Source organism: Kribbella sp. NBC_00662 (assembly GCF_041430295.1).
Classification (GTDB): domain Bacteria; phylum Actinomycetota; class Actinomycetes; order Propionibacteriales; family Kribbellaceae; genus Kribbella.
Map to the genome: position 1 here is coordinate 3333028 of NZ_CP109029.1, position 15341 is coordinate 3348368.

The 15341-nt window shown below is 67.5% G+C and carries 18 protein-coding genes; 3 read left to right on the top strand and 15 right to left on the bottom strand.

What is annotated here, in order from left to right; genetic code table 11:
- Window positions 1-111 precede the first annotated feature (111 nt).
- Complete coding sequence (locus OHA10_RS16855) at window positions 112-939, top strand: hypothetical protein (RefSeq protein WP_371407153.1); 828 nt, start codon at window positions 112-114, stop codon at window positions 937-939.
- Window positions 940-999: 60 nt separating this feature from the next.
- On the opposite strand, the gene OHA10_RS16860 is transcribed toward OHA10_RS16855, so the two are convergent.
- The 13 genes from OHA10_RS16860 to OHA10_RS16920 form a co-directional block, all read right to left on the bottom strand.
- A complete protein-coding gene (locus OHA10_RS16860) occupies window positions 1000-1530 on the bottom strand; it encodes a hypothetical protein (protein ID WP_371407154.1) in 531 nt (176 codons plus the stop codon).
- 39 nt (window positions 1531-1569) lie between these two features.
- The gene (locus OHA10_RS16865) at window positions 1570-2304 is read right to left on the bottom strand and encodes a hypothetical protein (protein ID WP_371407155.1); all 735 of its coding nucleotides are present in this window, start codon (window positions 2302-2304) and stop codon (window positions 1570-1572) included.
- Window positions 2305-2395: 91 nt separating this feature from the next.
- The gene (locus OHA10_RS16870; RefSeq protein ID WP_371407156.1) at window positions 2396-3400 is read right to left on the bottom strand and encodes an N-acetylglucosamine kinase; all 1005 of its coding nucleotides are present in this window, start codon (window positions 3398-3400) and stop codon (window positions 2396-2398) included.
- Window positions 3388-4644, bottom strand: coding sequence for a 6-phospho-beta-glucosidase (locus OHA10_RS16875; RefSeq protein WP_371407157.1), 1257 nt, complete (start codon window positions 4642-4644; stop codon window positions 3388-3390). Before OHA10_RS16875 ends, OHA10_RS16870 begins: the two co-directional genes overlap by 13 nt.
- A 9-nt stretch (window positions 4645-4653) precedes the next feature.
- On the bottom strand, window positions 4654-5841 hold the full coding sequence (locus OHA10_RS16880; RefSeq protein ID WP_371407158.1) for an ROK family protein: 1188 nt from the start codon (window positions 5839-5841) through the stop codon (window positions 4654-4656).
- A 150-nt stretch (window positions 5842-5991) separates the two neighbouring features.
- On the bottom strand, window positions 5992-6957 hold the full coding sequence (locus tag OHA10_RS16885; RefSeq protein ID WP_371407159.1) for a DUF2891 domain-containing protein: 966 nt from the start codon (window positions 6955-6957) through the stop codon (window positions 5992-5994).
- Between the two features lie 10 nt (window positions 6958-6967).
- Window positions 6968-7939, bottom strand: a complete 972-nt coding sequence (locus OHA10_RS16890; protein ID WP_371407160.1) for a DUF979 domain-containing protein — start codon at window positions 7937-7939, stop codon at window positions 6968-6970.
- Complete coding sequence (locus OHA10_RS16895) at window positions 7936-8643, bottom strand: DUF969 domain-containing protein (RefSeq protein WP_371407161.1); 708 nt, start codon at window positions 8641-8643, stop codon at window positions 7936-7938. The genes OHA10_RS16890 and OHA10_RS16895 overlap by 4 nt, the downstream gene beginning before the upstream one ends.
- A gap of 157 nt (window positions 8644-8800) precedes the next feature.
- Complete coding sequence (locus OHA10_RS16900) at window positions 8801-9478, bottom strand: uracil-DNA glycosylase (protein ID WP_371407162.1); 678 nt, start codon at window positions 9476-9478, stop codon at window positions 8801-8803.
- A 162-nt stretch (window positions 9479-9640) separates the two neighbouring features.
- Window positions 9641-10192 (bottom strand): DUF1990 family protein, encoded by a 552-nt coding sequence (locus tag OHA10_RS16905; RefSeq protein WP_371407163.1) that lies wholly within the window; start codon window positions 10190-10192, stop codon window positions 9641-9643.
- Window positions 10189-10980: a YndJ family transporter gene (locus OHA10_RS16910; protein ID WP_371407164.1), complete on the bottom strand. Its 792-nt coding sequence runs from the start codon at window positions 10978-10980 to the stop codon at window positions 10189-10191. The genes OHA10_RS16905 and OHA10_RS16910 overlap by 4 nt, the downstream gene beginning before the upstream one ends.
- Window positions 10977-12005: an LCP family protein gene (locus tag OHA10_RS16915; RefSeq protein ID WP_371407165.1), complete on the bottom strand. Its 1029-nt coding sequence runs from the start codon at window positions 12003-12005 to the stop codon at window positions 10977-10979. Before OHA10_RS16915 ends, OHA10_RS16910 begins: the two co-directional genes overlap by 4 nt.
- A 53-nt stretch (window positions 12006-12058) precedes the next feature.
- Window positions 12059-12892 (bottom strand): helix-turn-helix domain-containing protein, encoded by an 834-nt coding sequence (locus tag OHA10_RS16920; protein ID WP_371407166.1) that lies wholly within the window; start codon window positions 12890-12892, stop codon window positions 12059-12061.
- 71 nt (window positions 12893-12963) lie between these two features.
- Between OHA10_RS16920 and OHA10_RS16925 the strand changes: the two genes are divergently transcribed.
- Both OHA10_RS16925 and OHA10_RS16930 read left to right on the top strand, forming a co-directional pair.
- On the top strand, window positions 12964-13749 hold the full coding sequence (locus OHA10_RS16925; protein ID WP_371407167.1) for a phytanoyl-CoA dioxygenase family protein: 786 nt from the start codon (window positions 12964-12966) through the stop codon (window positions 13747-13749).
- An 82-nt stretch (window positions 13750-13831) separates the two neighbouring features.
- Window positions 13832-14125, top strand: coding sequence for an HU family DNA-binding protein (locus OHA10_RS16930; protein ID WP_137252664.1), 294 nt, complete (start codon window positions 13832-13834; stop codon window positions 14123-14125).
- A 4-nt stretch (window positions 14126-14129) separates the two neighbouring features.
- Here the strand turns inward: OHA10_RS16930 and OHA10_RS16935 are convergent, their stop codons facing one another.
- Together OHA10_RS16935 and OHA10_RS16940 are read right to left on the bottom strand one after the other, a co-directional pair.
- A complete protein-coding gene (locus OHA10_RS16935; protein WP_371407168.1) occupies window positions 14130-14297 on the bottom strand; it encodes a hypothetical protein in 168 nt (55 codons plus the stop codon).
- A gap of 28 nt (window positions 14298-14325) precedes the next feature.
- Window positions 14326-15222: an SMP-30/gluconolactonase/LRE family protein gene (locus OHA10_RS16940; RefSeq protein WP_371407169.1), complete on the bottom strand. Its 897-nt coding sequence runs from the start codon at window positions 15220-15222 to the stop codon at window positions 14326-14328.
- Window positions 15223-15341 lie beyond the last annotated feature (119 nt).

Sequence of the window (15341 nt, forward strand, 5' to 3'; positions counted from 1 at the left end):
ACGCAACCAAGGGTACGAGTAATACTGGACACCACTGCATCCGCCCGTGTGCCGGGGTCGTGTGCAGTGCTGCGCGACAGCGGATGCGGGCCAATTCGGAAGGAAGTCCCGATGTCCGCATTAGCGATCGACTTCACCGGGCCGTTCGAAGATGCCTTCAGCAAGTTGCTGTCGTTCATCCCGAACCTGCTCGGCGGTCTGGTCATCCTGGTGGTCGGCTACTTCGTCGCCAAGGTGCTGGGCAAACTCGTCGGCAAGTTGCTCGGCCGGGTCGGCTTCGACCACTGGATGGAAAGAGCCGGCGTTTCCGGTGTGCTGCAACGGTCGGGCACGGGGCTGACCGCTTCGGCGATGCTGGGCAAGGTCGTGTTCTGGTTCGTGTTCCTGATCAGCTTCACGATGTTCGCCTCCGCGCTCGGCGTACCGGAGATCTCGAACTTCATGAGCAACATGCTCGGCTACATCCCGCGGATCTTCGCCGCGATCGTGATCATCTGCCTGGCCGCACTGTTCGCGAACTTCCTGGCCGCGATCATCCGCGGTGCCACCGGCAACGAAACGCTCGCCAAGGTGGGCAAGTACGCGATCCTCGTGTACGCCGCGTTCGCCGCGCTGACCCAGCTCGGTATCGCGGTCCAGCTGACCGGCAACACGCTGCTGATCGTGCTCGCCGGCGCCGCGCTCGCCCTCGGTCTTGCTTTCGGCCTCGGGGGCCGCGAGATGGCCGGTCGCGCGCTGGCCAACCTGTTCGACCGCGACAAGATGATGAAGCCGACGCCGGAGCAGAGCCCGATGAACGGCACGCCGTCGTACCCGAACCAGGGCGGCTACGACAACGGCTACCAGCAGCCCATGCCGCCCCAGCAGCCCCCGGCCGCACACAGCGCCGGATACTCCAACGGCACCCAGTCGACCGGCAACTGGCAGTCGGGGCAGTAAATCCGAAGTAGTTCTCCTCAAGGCGGGCGGCGATCCAACCGGGTTGCCGCCCGTCCCTTGTCAGCTCTCCGAGGTGTCGGGGCCGGCCTCGCGCACGTCCTCGACCTTGTGCATCGCTTCGCGGAGGTCGGACAGCCAGCTCTCGCTGTGCTGGGCGACGAGCTTGACGCACCAGCCGAGGGCGTCGCTGCGGGAGCGGGCCACGCCGGCGTCGACGAGGGTGTCGAGGACCTGGCGCTCGGGCTGGCGGAGCCGGGTCATCACCGGCGCGGACAGCGAGGTGAAGATGGTCCTGGTCTCGCCGCAGCGGACGCCCCAGGCGACCTTGCGGCGGGTGGCGTGCTCGAGCTCGCGGGCGATCTCGATCCGGTGGTCGCGGGTGTCCTCGCGGAACTGCTTGATCCGGCCCGCCTCGGCGGCGGAGCGCTCGGAGTCGCTCACGTCCTTGCTCTGCTCGGGTGCGGGGATCCGGCCGACGATCAGGATCTCGTCCCGGTCGATCGACAGCTCCGGATCACCCTCGAACCAGTCGCCCGGCAACCGCCCGGTCAGCCAGCCCCGCACCTTCTCCTGCTCGGTCTGTGTACTCATGTAATCATGATTACACCTAAGCAGGACGAGCTCAAGCAATCAGTGGTACCGCACCGTGTACGCCGCGTGCGCGTCGCCCTGGGACAGCCCCATGTTCGAGACGCCGATCACCAGCGTGTGCCTGGTGACGTCGTTCCGGTACGTCACGTACGTCGTCCCGGCCGCGCCTTCGGTGGCGATGCGGGTCCAGTGCGAGCCACCCTTGGCGGCGACCTTGTGCAGCTGAGCGGCCGCGGCCGGCGTCGCGTAGTACGCCGTCCACTTCGTGTCGCCGCGTCCCCAGGCGCGGACCAGGTTGTCCGACCACTGGACCGCGTTCCAGGCCTGCGGCTCGCCGCTGAACCTCGCGGTGTACGCCGCGTGCCAGCCGTTCGCCCCGCGCAGACCGACGTTCTGTACGCCGATCGTGAGGTTCCCGCCGCGGGCGTCGTCGTGGTACGTCACGTAGATCGTGCCGGCGGCGCCTTCGGTCGAGACGCGACGCCAGTGGATGCCACCGGGCAGCGCCTGTCCGTAGAGCGTGCGGGTGACGGCTGTCGACGCGTAGCAGTTTGCGGTTGCGGTCGCACCGCTGCCCCACGCTCGCACCAAGCGGTCGGCGTAGGCTGCCGCGGAGATGTTCGTCGCAGACGCCAGCTTGCTGCAGCTCGCTGTCGTAGTGGTACCAGTAGTCGTGTCGGCGTTGGCCGGCGCGGCAGCTCCGGTGAGCACGATCGGTGCCGTCACCGCGAGTGCCGCAGTACTGCCGAGACCTATGATCCTTCGAATCATCATCGACCTCCCGAGTGGATGTGGTCCTACTGGTGGGACGCCACATCACACCCGGGAGTTTGCATCGCACTCCAATGAAACACGGCTGCAATGGTCAAGCAGCAGATGGCGGCGCGAACGCGGCCCGTAACCGCTCCTGCGCATCCGCCCCGGCGGCCGTGTGATCCAGTCCGAGCAACGCGGCGCCAACCACCGGCGGTACGTCGACCACGCGCGGGACCGCCTTCGGGGCAACGTCGGCGAGCAGCCGCGTGACGCGTTCGATCAAGTCCGAGTGGCCTGCGGTGAGAACGCCGCCGCCGAGGACGACGGTCACGCGTTCGTCGAGCAGCTCGAGGCGCCGCAACGCGCTGACCGCCATCGCGACGATCTCCTCGGCCTGTTGCTGAATGATGCCCAGGGCAACAGTGTCGCCGGCGGCCGCGACCTGGAACAGCACCGGCCCGGCCTCCAGCTGCCGCTCGGGCGGGAACTCACCGAAGTGAAACGCCTCGATAACCGCGGCCAGCGACGGCAGCCCGTAGTGCATCGGCAGTGCGGTCAGCAATGCGGTCTCCGGACCGCGGCCGTCCTCCGCCCGCGACGCCGACCAGAACGCCTCCTCGGCAAGCTGCGCACCGCCGCCCCAGTCGCCGGTCAGCTTGCCCAGCGCCGTGAACCGCGCCGTCCGCCCGTCCGGCAACATCCCGGAGCAGTTGATCCCTGCACCGCACACCACTGCCACACCACGCGGTTCGTCCACTCCGGAGCGCAGTAGCGCGAAGGTGTCGTTGGTGACGTAAACCGACTCCGCCCAACCGCGGTCCTCGAAGACAGCGGTGAGCTGCTCCACCTCGATCGGCAGATCGGCGTTCGCCAGGCACGCCGAGATCTGCTGCACCAGTGGTACGTCGCCCAGCTCCAGTCCGGCCTCTGCTGCCGCAGCACGTACGAGCGGCTCCAGTCCGGCCACTGCGGCGACAGGTCCGAGCTTCTGCGGCTCGAACCCGCCGCCACGCGCCATACCGAGCACTGTCCCGTCCGCGGCGACCAGTGCGACGTCGGTCTTGCTGTTGCCGGCGTCGAAGGCGAGAACTCCGCCCGGAACTAGCGCGCCCACGGCAGGTACGCGTTGTTGTGCGCCAGCAGCTTGTCAGTCAGCTCCTGCGCCAGCGAGATCTGCCCCACGAGAGGATGCGCAAGCAGCGCCCGGAACACGCGCTCGGATCCACCCTTCACAGCCGCCTCCAACGCCAGCTCCTCGTACGCCGTCACGTGCGCGACGAGTCCGGCGTACAAGGGCTCCAGTGGAGCGACCGGCTCCGGCGTCGTACCTTCGGCGCCGACTGTGGCTGGTACCTCGATCACGGCGTCGTCGGCGAGGAAGGGGAACGTGCCGTTGTTGAGGGTGTTCACCACCTGCACGTCGCCGGTGTTGTTGAGCAGTGAGGACGCGAGCGCGACCGCGGCCTCGGAGTAGTACGCACCGCCGCGCTTCTCGAGGAGGGCGGGCTTCTCGTCGAGCTTCGGGTCGGCGTACATGTCCAGCAGCTCTTTCTCGAGTGCTGCGACCTCAGCGGCCCGCGACGGCTTGGTGAGCAACTCCTTCACGACCGCGTCGTGTGCGTAGTAGTAGCGCAGGTAGTACGACGGAACGACGCCCAGCTCGCGTACGACGTCCGCAGGCAGGATCAGGTCCTCGGACAGCTCGCCCAGGTGCTCGTCGAGCAGTTTGGGCAGCATGTCCTGGCCGTCGACGCGGACCGCGCGCTCCCAGGTCAGGTGGTTCAACCCCACGTGGTCCAGCGACACCTCCTCCGGGGTGACCCCGAGCATGGCGGCGAACCGGCGCTGAAACCCGATCGCCACGTTGCACAGCCCGACGGCCTTGTGTCCGTGTGACAACAGCGCACGCGTCACGATCCCGACCGGGTTGGTGAAGTCGATGATCCACGCGTCCGGATTGGTACGCCGTACCCGCTCTGCGATGTCGAGCACCACCGGCACGGTCCGCAATGCTTTCGCTAGGCCGCCAGCCCCGGTCGTCTCCTGGCCGACACAGCCGCACTCCAGCGGCCAGGTCTCGTCCTCGTTGCGCGCTGCCTGCCCGCCGACGCGCAGCTGGAGCAGTACGGCGTCCGCACCCTCGATGCCCGCGTCCAGGTCGGAGGTGGTGATCACACGTCCCGCATGCCCTTGTTTTGCGAAGATCCGGCGTGCCAGACCTCCGACCAACTCCAGCCGGTCGGCTGCTGGATCGACCAGCACCAGCTCCGAAACAGGCAACGTGTCGCGCAACCGCGCGAAGCCGTCGACGAGCTCGGGTGTGTAGGTGGATCCGCCACCAACGACTGTGAGTTTCACCTTTGACTCCTAGGTAACCGGTGGACCCGCTGTGTCGAAGACTTCGTCGCGGGTGGTGATCAATGCGGACTGCAGTGCTCCGGAGAGCACGGGGTCGGTGCTGATCGCGGTCATCAGCAGCTGCGGCCGCGGTACGGCGAGATCGGCGAGCTCGTCCTGGACGAGACCGCGCAGCCGTTCCCCGCCCGCGGTGATGACGCCGCCGGCCAGCACGATCAGCTCGGGATCGACGACCGCGACGATCGCCGCCAGACCGACCGCCAGCCGGTGCGCGAACTCCTCGAGTACGGCGTCGCCCGCGCCCTCGGTCTGCAGCGCGATCGCGATCGCGGCCTCCGGCGTACGTGCCTTCAGGCCGTGCTCGCGGGCGAGCTCCAGGACCGGTTCGCCGCCGGCAAGCTCCTGGAAGCCGCCGGCGTTGTTGCGGCCGACGTTGCGGACCAGCGGCGTACCCGGGAGCGGCAGGAACGCGACCTCGCCCGCGCCGCCGGTCGCACCGCGGTGCAACCGCCCGTTGATGACGATCGCGGCGCCGATGCCTTCCTCACCCCACAGCAGCACGAAGTTGTCGTGCTCGCGGGCGTGGCCGATGCGCTGCTCGGCGATCGCGGCCAGATTGACGTCGTTCTCGACCTCCAGCGGTACGGCGATCGCGGCGGCCAGCTCCTCGAGCAGATGCGGCGCGTGCCACCCTGGCAGGTGGGTCGCGTACCGCAGCCGGCCGGTGGTCGGGTCGAAACCACCCGGAGTACCGATCGAGACCCGGTGCAGTCGCTCGCGGTTCAGACCCGCCTCGCCGGCCGCGCCCTCGATCGCCTTGACCACCCGGTCGACCGTGCCCTTGGCGCTGCGGCCCGGCGTGGCCAGCTCGTACTCGCCGACCACCTTGCCGGTCAGGTCCGCAACGGCCGCCCGGATCCGGGCCGGCGTCACGTCAAGGCCCGCGACGTACGCGATGCTGCCGTTGATCTCGTAGAGCTGTGCGTTCGGCCCGGGCCGGCCCGCGGTGGTGCCGCTCTGGCGGACCAGGTGCGCAGCCTCCAGCCGCGCGAGCAGCTGGGATGCGGTCGGCTTGGACAGACCGGTCAGGTTGCCCAGCGTGGTGCGGGAGAGCGGGCCCTGGCTGAGCAGCAGATCCAGGGCGGCGCGGTCGTTCATCGCGCGCAGCAGGCGCGGCGTTCCGGGTGTTGTTGCCATGGGCCAACCCTGCCTCCCTTCGCCGCCCGCGGGTACTCGCCGCGCTGACTCGCGTGACTGTTAGGAAAGTTTACTATTAACGCGAGACCGTACGGCGGAGAAGGCCGGGTGTCAATCGGCAGACGCTACGGCAAGGCTGGATCGGTGCGGCTATGCCTGATCGGCCAGCAGGGCGAACGACACCAGCCAGTGCGTCGACATGAAGTCCCCGCCGGTGACCGTCGGCAGCACGGCCTCGACCTGACGGTCCGCGCCTTCACGAAGAACCGCAGCCACATCGGGCAGCGCGGGTGCGATCGTCCGCAACTGCCAGGCCCGACTCAACGCAAGCCCTGACAGGTGCGCCAACTGGCCGTCCCCGGAGTCGTCCGTCATCGGCACCTCCAGCAAGTGCTGATGAGCGTCCTTCCCCAGTCCCGGAAGGAACGCGGACAGCCAACTCGAGAACTCCGCATCCGGCAGCACCCGTCGCATCAACTCCGCCTCGGACAACGCGGGCGACAGGAAGTCCGTACCGGACGGCTCGAAGCGCGTGTCGTACGCCGTGTCCGCCCCGAACCACTCGACCGCCCGGGCGCGAACTGCGTCGACCACATCCGCCCGGCCGAGCTCGTCGTTCGCCTCGAACAACAAGGCGAGCGCGAACGCCGTATTGAGATGCACACCGTGCCGCACCGGATAGGCCTGCTTCGGCAACCAGGCGAGTACTAGGTCCGCGATGACGTCGCCGAGCGGCCTGAGTGCCTCCGCCCACTTGGTCTGACGACCGGCGGCCACCAGCATCGCCGCCCAGGCCCAGCCGTACGGACGTTCGTACGACGGCCGCTCGCGCAGGTACTCCGCCTCGATGGCGATGGCCTCCGGTGTCAGGCGCCGATCGAGTACCTCGATCGGACGCCCGCCGACCTGGTCCGGTGCCAGTGCGAGCAACCGGACCAGGGACCACTGCATGTGCGCGCTGGAGTGCCAGTCGTACGACCCGTGGAAGGCAGGGTGCAGACGATCCGGGGTGACGTCGACGTCGTCCGGGCCGGTCGACGCATGCCCAGCGCCGTACGGGTACGGCGTTTCGAGCACCTGACAGGCGATGTCGGCCCAGGCGGCGGCGTACTCCATTTGCGACTCCTCAGAAGGCGAAGATGTACATGATCACGATGTTGCAGGCGAGCAGCGGGACGGCGGTCGGGATCTGGGCCTTGATCGGCCCGTATTGATCCTTCATCTCCAGCAGTGCCGCGGGGACCAGATTGAAGTTGGCGGCCATCGGCGTACACAAAGTGCCGCAGAAGCCGGCCAGCATGCCGACCGCGAACACCACCGCCGGCGTGCCGTGGAACTGCTGTACCAGCAGCGGCCAGCCGACCGCAGCGGTCATCACCGGGAACGCCGCGAACGCGTTGCCCATGATGATCGTGAAGATCGCCATCCCGATGCAGTACAGCGCGACGGCAGCGATCAGCGAGCCCTTCGGGATCAGGTGATCGGTGACCCGGCCGACCGCCTTCCCGACGCCGGACGCGGTGAACAGCAGGCCGAGCGTGGCGAGCATCTGCGGCAGGATCGCGGCCCAGCCGATGTGTTCGAGCAGCCGTCGGCCTTCGTGCAGCGGGACGGCGGGGGACCTCGGCCGGAACAGGATCAGGCCGACGGCCAGCGCGAGGATCGAGGCGACGCCGAGGCCGATGATGGTGGCCGAGCCGGCCTCGAGCAGCAGCTTGCCGTTGCCGAGCTTCACCTTGGCCAGCCAGGCGCCGAAGATCGCCGCGACCACCGGGATCACCAGCGCCGGCAGGAACAGCTTGTTGCCGAACCGGTCCGCGAAGCGCGCCCGCTGCTCCGGCGTCGTCGTACGCTCCTGACCGCGGCCCGGGAAACCCGCGCCGGCGAGCGCCGCGATACCGATCACCGCGATGCCGAGCAGCCAGGCCGGAGCCTGCTTGTGCACCACGAAGGTGCCGTAGCAGAACGACAGTCCGAGGATGCCGCAGAACGCCGCGCTGCCGATGCGCTTGTGGTTGCTGCGGTCGTTGACGACCTGCAGCGCGATCAGCAGGAAGAAGATCCCGCACAGCCAGTAGAACCACTCGACCTTGATCACCGGGCCACCTCCTCGGCCTCGGCCTCGGCGTCGGCCTCGGCAGCCATCTTGTCGAGCGTCCGATCCAGCAGCCACAGCCGCGAGCCATGGATGAGCAGGGCGCAGATACCGGTCGGGATCGCCCAGACGGCGATGTCGATCGCTTCGAGCTTCAGGCCGTACGTCGTGTCCACGAAGCCGGTGATCAGCAGGATGGAGCCGATCGCGACGAAGATGTCCTCGCCGAAGAAGACCCCGACGGTGTCGGCGCTGGCGGCGAAGCCCTTGATCTTCTCCTGCATCTTCTCCGGCAACTTGCCGTACTTGCGTTCGGCCGCACCGGCGGCCATCGGGTGGATCAGCGGCCGGACCGCCTGCGCGTAGCCGCCGATGCTGGTCAGGCCGACCGCGGCCGTGCCTTGCCGGATCAGCATGTACAGGGCCAGGAGACGGCCGGTGGTGAGGACCTTGAGTTTGCTGATCAGCTTGCGGGCCTGGTGCTGCAGGCCGTAGCGCTCGATCAGCCCGATGACGGGCAGGGTGACGATGAAGACGGTGACGGACCGGCTGCCGGCGAAGCCGTCGCCGAACGCGTTCAGGATCTTGACCGGAGACAGGCCGCCGATCAGGCCGGCCACGATCCCGGCCGCGGTGACGACCAGCATCGAGTTGATTCGGAGGGCGAACCCGACGACCACCACCGCAATGGCGAGCAGAACCCACATGGTTCCTCCCGGAGGGACAGGGCGATTCCGCTCACCATAGGAGATTGTTGAACGATCCTGCAATGGATCATTCGAACAAATTGCCCGGACACGTGAGAACGCGCCGTGACCACGAGGGTCCGGCGCGTTATCGGTTCGGGGGTCGGTTAGGGGCCGGTCAGGGCAGGCGCCAGTCGACCGGAGTCGCGCCCTGCTGCTCGAGGAGCGCGTTGACGCGGCTGAACGGGCGGGAGCCGAAGAAGCCCCGGTCCGCGGACATGGGGCTCGGGTGCGCGCTCTCGACGTACGGCGTGCTGCCGAGCATCGGCTTGAGGGTCTGGGCGTCGCGGCCCCACAGGATCGCGACCAGCGGGCCACCGCGGTCCACGAGCGCGTGGATCGCCTGCTCGGTGACGCTCTCCCAGCCCTTGCCGCGATGCGCACCGGACTTGCCAGGCTGCACGGTCAGCACCCTGTTGAGCATCAGCACGCCCTGCTCGGCCCACGGCGTCAGATCACCGTTGGACGGAGCCGGTACGCCGACGTCCGCCATCAGCTCGCGGTAGATGTTCGCCAGACTCCGCGGGATCGGCCGGACGTCGGGAGCCACCGAGAAGCTGAGCCCCACCGGGTGTCCGGGCGTCGGGTACGGATCCTGGCCGACCACCAGCACCTTCACCTGCTGCAGCGGCTGCTGGAACGCGCGCAGCACGTTCTCACCCGCCGGCAGATAAGCACGCCCGGCAGCGATCTCGCCGCGCAGGAACTCACCCATCTTCGCGACCGTGTCCTCGACCGGCGCCAAAGCATCGGCCCAGTCCGGCGCCACCAGATCCGTCAACGTCTTGGGACTCACCCGCCACAGTTTCGCAGCACCACGACCAGCTGTGCACCCCGGGTTGTCGCTCACTGTTCGCGTGTCGCTCAAACACTGGTCTTGCGTCACAGGGTACAAAGGTCGCGGCCCCGCAAAGGTATGAGCTTGCGGGGCCTTTGCTATGGGTTGGCTATGGGTTGGTTATGGGTTGGCCAGGCGCTGTAGTGCGGTGGCGTAGCGGCGGGCGGCGTAGTGCTGGGCCTTGCGGGTGAGCGGGCCGGCCAGGCGGGTGTACCAGGTGGCGCCGCGGCTGTAGGCGCGGACGGTGAAGTAGATGCCGTCGGGGTCGCGGGTGACGACGAAGGACTCCTCGCCGGACTCGGGGTGGCCCTGCAGCGTGCCGTACGCGAAGCCGATGCGGTCCGGTTCGTTGACGGTCCAGACGACTCGGCAGGGGACCGGCAGGCCGATGCCGTCCAGTGGCGACTGGCCGATCAGCAGACCCGGTCCGAGGCGGCCGAGCGAGTTGCTGCCGAGCCGCGCGGTCTTGTCGGTTGCTGTCATCGGCAGTCCGGCTGCAGGTTGCATCTGCCAGCTCAGCAGTGCGTCAGCGGCCCGGTGGAACACCTCATCACCTACGCCGATCCGTTGGCGGTACTCCAGACGGTGGTACCCCTCGGGTGTCTCGACGTACCGCGTCGACCCCACGACGTCGTACGTGAGCTGCAGCCCCGCCAACTCTTCCAGCCTCATCCGGCTCCTTCCCGCCGCATCGCCAGCACACCGCACAACGCAAATCCGACCGCGTTCGCCACGCCGTGCGTTGCGACCATCCACTCCAACGGTAGATACGGCGTATCCACCACATGCCCCAGTGCCCAACTGACCGCCAACAGCATCGTCACCACGAGCACAGATCCCGACACGACCAGCAGGATCGCAGTACTCCGGTCAGTTCGCCGCGACCGTCGCCAGAGGTTCCAGCCAACCAGCCACATCCCTGCGGTCAGTACGACGGCTCCTGCGAGCTCCACCGGGTCGCCGAGGAAGAACCCGATCAGGACGAGCAGAGTGCCCACCGGGACGCTGACAGCTGCCAGACCGTCCGCAGAGAGGTACGCCATCAGTGCGGCCGCAAAGCCTGCGAAGTGGAAGTGCGCAACCGTCAGCGACAGCACGGTGAGGTTGAAGCCGAACAGTTCGTACGACGAACGCTCGGCGACCAATGCGAGCGCAGCGATCGACGGAGTGACCAGTGCGGTGTACAAGGCGATGTACAAGGCGATGTGGCGCACTTGTAGCGCTCTGTGGTGCAAGAAATGCCTTGCAGCCAATGCGATGAGGACAACCGTGCCGGCGAAGTAGACCGACGCGAGGATGATCGAAACTACGCCGCGCGGTAGCCAGAGCGACACGGCGCCCGGAACGGCGAACGCGAACCACCAGCGGGTGCTGGTGGTTCGCGTCGGGAGCAGAGTGAGTCCGAGAGGTACGACGATGAGCATGCCCAGGCCCACCACCGCGTGGACGAGGACGATCAACTGCTCTTCAGGCCGCTGGTGTTGTCCTGCTTGATCGCATTGAAGAGCGCCGTGGCCTTCTTCGTGTCCCACTTCACCGCGACGCCGCGGCCATGGCCCAACTGGTAGTTGTCATCGCTGACCGGGACCGTGAGTGTGACCCCGCCGCTGCCGGAGATCGCCCGCATGCCGCGTGCGAACCGGATGAAGTCGAACAGGCTCATGTCCTTGTCTACGGTCAACGCGTCGACGCCCTTGGTCGCGACGTTGTAGTACCGCACCGGGTTCAGGAACGTCGACGGCGAGCTGGCCTTCTTCGCGATCGCGCCGACCATCTGCCGCTGCCGCTCGACCCGGCCGAAGTCGTTCTGCCCGTCGGCGTGCCGGGACCGCACGTAGCCGAGCGCGTTCACGCCGTCGAGCTTCTGGCAACCGGCCGGCAGGTTGATATGCGCCTTGTCGTCATTCATTGCCTTCGGCAAGCACATCTGGATCCCGCCGATACTGTCGATCACCGACGCGAAACCGCCGAAGCCGACCTCGACGTAGTGGTCGATGCGCAGCCCGGTGACGTTCTCGATGGTCTGGATCAGCAGCGCCGGGCTCTTGTTGAAGGCGGCGTTGATCTTCTGCTTGCCCTCGACGCCCGGGATGTTGACCGCGCTGTCGCGCGGGATGCTGATCAGCACCGTCGGCCCGGACTTCGGCACATGCATCAGCATGATCGAGTCGGTCCGCGCCGGCCCGGCGTCGCCGCCGGTGTGCAGCCGGGCGCGCTCGGCCCGGCTGAGGTCCTCACGGGCGTCCGATCCGACCATCAGGTACGTCGTACCCGCGGTTTCGGCCGGTCGCTGTCCGGTCGGCATCGCCTCGATCTTGTCGATCCGGCTCCATGCGTACAGCGGGACCGCGATCAGCATGAGAACGAACAGCAGGACGATCAGTCCGACGGTGCGGAGGAACCAGTTACGCCGCTTCTTCGGCTTGCCTGCCGGGCGCGGCGACCGGTTCCCGTATCGCGGGTCGATGGGCTGCGTTTCACTCATAGCCACGACCGTATCGGTGCGCGGCCCCCGACACGTCACCCCAGTGAATGGTTTTACACGTCGGAAAGTAGGTCCCGCCTCCGTCGAAGGGAGGAAATCGGCCCTGAGAGCGAACCAGATCGCCGGAACGCGCCGGGCGACATCCCAACCCTGGCAGTGAACAAGCGGGTGAAATACGCCGGATCGTCGTACCCGACCCGTCGGGCGACCGCTGCGACGGACAGGTCCTCCTCGGCGAGCAGAACCTTTGCATTGCTGAGTCTTGTGGTCAGGACCAGTTCATGTGGGGTTGAGCCTGTCGTACGCCGTACTGCGTCGCGCAGCTCCTTCACGGTAAGACCGAGCTCACTCGCGTAGTCCTGAACGCTCATCGGCGTACCGGCGAGCTCTGCGAGCTGTGCGGCCACGTCGTCACCTGTAGTTGTTGCAGCTGCGGCGATGACGTCGTAGAGAGCGCCTGTGACCTGCACGGGGTTGTGCTGTGTGCTGACACGCAGCAGCCGGCTGAACGCGCGGTCGATGGGACGCGGGTCGGTGAACCGGCGGACTGGTCGGCTGACGTCCAGGTGGCCGAGTGTTGTGAGTGCTTCTACTGCTGAGCCACTGAAGAGAACCCACGCCTGACGCCACCTCGTTGTCGGCTGGTAGCGGTGCAGAACGCCTGGGAACAGCCACAGCATCGCGGGCGCCCGTACCTCGTGCAGCTGGCGGTCAGGTCCGTGCAGCAACTGGCCGCGGCCCTCCTTGAGCCAGACGAGCGCATGGCAGCCGAGGGCGCGCTCTTTGGTGTTCTCCGCACCGTGCGTCTGTTCGCCGGTGCCGAGGCAGAAGAGTCCAAGTTGGCGCTCGATAGTCCCTGGAGTCAGGTAGATCGACCAGTCCGGCACGTCACAAGAGTCCAAGAAGGTCGGCACTGTTGTCCATTCCGTCAGCTGCGGGCGTTGGCTGGAATGGACGTGTGCTGACGTCTAACGGATATGTGCTGGATGAGCAGCGGCTGGGGCAACTGGTCGCCGTACCGTTCGAAGAGCGTGGCGATCGGTCTCGGTTGCGGTCTCGGCTGCAGCGGGACGGGTACCTGTTCCTGACCGGGTTGCTGGACCCCGCGGTCGTGCGGGAGTTCCGCGAGTACTACTTCGGGTTGACGGTGGCGGCTACGGACAGGGCGACGTACCGGAAGGTGTTGTTCGAGGAGATCGTGCCCGGACCGGAGTACGCCGCCTTCTGTGCGCAGCCGGCGTTGAAGGGCTGGTTCGAGTGGTTCCTCGGCGGTACTCCGTTTCTGCATCGGCGCAAGATCATCCGGCAGACGGCGCCGGGCGAGAACGGCATCGGCACGGCGACGCAGGCGCACTACGACCTCGTGTACCTGCGGGACGGGACTGACCAGGTGCTGTCCGCGTGGATCCCGCTGGGCGACTGCCCGATCAGCCGCGGCGGCCTGACCTACCTGCAGGGCAGTCACCACCGGGTGCTCGAGGAGGAGGCTGCGGGACGACTCAAGCGACCTGCAGCGTCCATCACTGCGGACCTGCCGGCGCTGGCGGAGGAGTACGACGCCGATTGGCTGGTCGCCGACTACGCGGCCGGAGATGTGGTTGTCCACACCGCGCACACCGTGCACGCCGCCTTGGACAACGTGTCGACCGAGCTACGGTTGTCGACAGACATCCGGTACCAGCTCGCCGACGACGCCATCGACGCCCGGTGGCAGAACCACTGGCACGATCGGGACGGTTTGTGACCGATATCCGGAACCTTCTCGCTAACGACATTCATTTCGGTTAAGGTGCCGCTCGGAAGTCGAACCGAGTCTGAGGAGAGCCGTGAACCGGAATGAACTGATCGCCGGCGTGGCACACAAGGCGGGCATCCCGCGGAACCAGGCCGAGAAGGTCCTCGACGCCCTCGGCGACGTCGTCACCGAGGCCGTGCAGCGCGGTGACAAGGTGTCGCTGACCGGCCTGCTCAGCATCGAGCGCGTCCTGCGCGCCCCGCGTACCGGCCGCAATCCGCAGACCGGTGAGCCGCTCTCGATCCCGGCCGGGTACTCCGTGCGCCTGTCGTGCGGAAGCCGCCTCAAGGCCGCGGCCCGGGGCAACCTCCGCACGGCGAGCTGAGGACCTAGGGCGCCAGGAACCGGATCTGGTCGCAGTGCCCGTCGTCGACCGAGTGCTTGACGACGGTGGGGCCTGGCGCCGGCGGTGCGGCGGCCGCGGCGGACGACGTGGTGATGCCGCCGAGCAGGAGCGCCGACAGGCCGATGACAGCTGTGATGGTGCGTTTGTTCATGTTTCCTCCTCAACCAAGGTAGGACGATCTACCGCACTCGGGAACGGCTCACCGCGGTGACCCAGTACGGCGTGGTCGGGGTCGGCGGCGTGGTGAAGCGGGCGTTCGGCAGGTAGAGACGGTTCCCGAAGGCGGCGGCCGTCGTGGGTACGTCGAAGTCCGTGCTGGTGATGCGGTCGACCACGGTGCCCTTGGTGCCGGACTTGTTCAGCGCGATGACCGAGATCTGGTTCGAGCGGTTCTGGACGACGTACAGCGTGCGGCCGATCAGCAGCAGACCGTCGCCGTTGGTCATCAGCTCGTCGCCGATGTCGATCCGCCGGGCCACGCCGGTCCGTGGGTCCACCCGGAGCAGGAAGCCGGTCGACGACTGGACCATGATCAGCGCGCGGCCGTCGGGCGTGAGTGAGATGCCGTTCGCGTTGTTGCCGGGCTGGTGCTGGTAGTCGCCGCTGAGCGGGATGGTCTGTGGCTCGGCGCTCAGCCGGTGCAGCGAGACCTTGTAGAAGACGGGCTGCTGCGAGTCGGTGAAGTACGCCGCGTCCTTGCCGAGGATGACGTCGTTCACAAAGGTCGGTGTCGCGGTCGTGAACGTGTAGCCGGCCAGGACCTTGCCGGTGCGGGTGTCGATGACCCGGCCGTTTCCACCGGCGGCGCCGGCGACGAAGAGCCGGCCGAAGCGGTCCACTTTCATCCCGAGCGAGCCGGTGCCCGGGCCCTGGCTGATCACCTTGCCGCGTCCGGTCCGCAGATCGGCGGCGTAGATGTCTCCGTCGGCCCGCGAGCCGAAGTACGCCGTACCGCGGGCGATCGCGATGCCTTCGGGCTGGAACCCGTTGGGCAACTCGATGCGGGTCGGGAAGGATGTCGTTGGGGCAGCGGTTGCTGCCGAGGTGCTCACGAGCCCGAGCACTACGACGGGCACGGTGAGCAGTGTGGTGATTCGACGGACGAGGTGTGGCATGTGGCGGGGTCCTCCCTGATCCGTGTTCTTTACCTGGGAGAACGGCTGGGTCCTGTGGATAGTTCAGACCGGCCCGATCG

What these genes read in the sequence shown, in the direction of transcription:
- OHA10_RS16860 (WP_371407154.1), bottom strand. Translation starts at nt 1,530, where the DNA reads ATGAGTACACAGACCGAGCAGGAGAAGGTGCGGGGCTGGCTGACCGGG.
- OHA10_RS16855 (WP_371407153.1), top strand. Translation starts at nt 112, where the DNA reads ATGTCCGCATTAGCGATCGACTTCACCGGGCCGTTCGAAGATGCCTTC.
- OHA10_RS16885 (WP_371407159.1), bottom strand. Translation starts at nt 6,957, where the DNA reads ATGGAGTACGCCGCCGCCTGGGCCGACATCGCCTGTCAGGTGCTCGAA.
- OHA10_RS16895 (WP_371407161.1), bottom strand. Translation starts at nt 8,643, where the DNA reads ATGTGGGTTCTGCTCGCCATTGCGGTGGTGGTCGTCGGGTTCGCCCTC.
- OHA10_RS16880 (WP_371407158.1), bottom strand. Translation starts at nt 5,841, where the DNA reads ATGGCAACAACACCCGGAACGCCGCGCCTGCTGCGCGCGATGAACGAC.
- OHA10_RS16865 (WP_371407155.1), bottom strand. Translation starts at nt 2,304, where the DNA reads ATGATGATTCGAAGGATCATAGGTCTCGGCAGTACTGCGGCACTCGCG.
- OHA10_RS16935 (WP_371407168.1), bottom strand. Translation starts at nt 14,297, where the DNA reads ATGAACAAACGCACCATCACAGCTGTCATCGGCCTGTCGGCGCTCCTG.
- OHA10_RS16905 (WP_371407163.1), bottom strand. Translation starts at nt 10,192, where the DNA reads ATGAGGCTGGAAGAGTTGGCGGGGCTGCAGCTCACGTACGACGTCGTG.
- OHA10_RS16915 (WP_371407165.1), bottom strand. Translation starts at nt 12,005, where the DNA reads ATGAGTGAAACGCAGCCCATCGACCCGCGATACGGGAACCGGTCGCCG.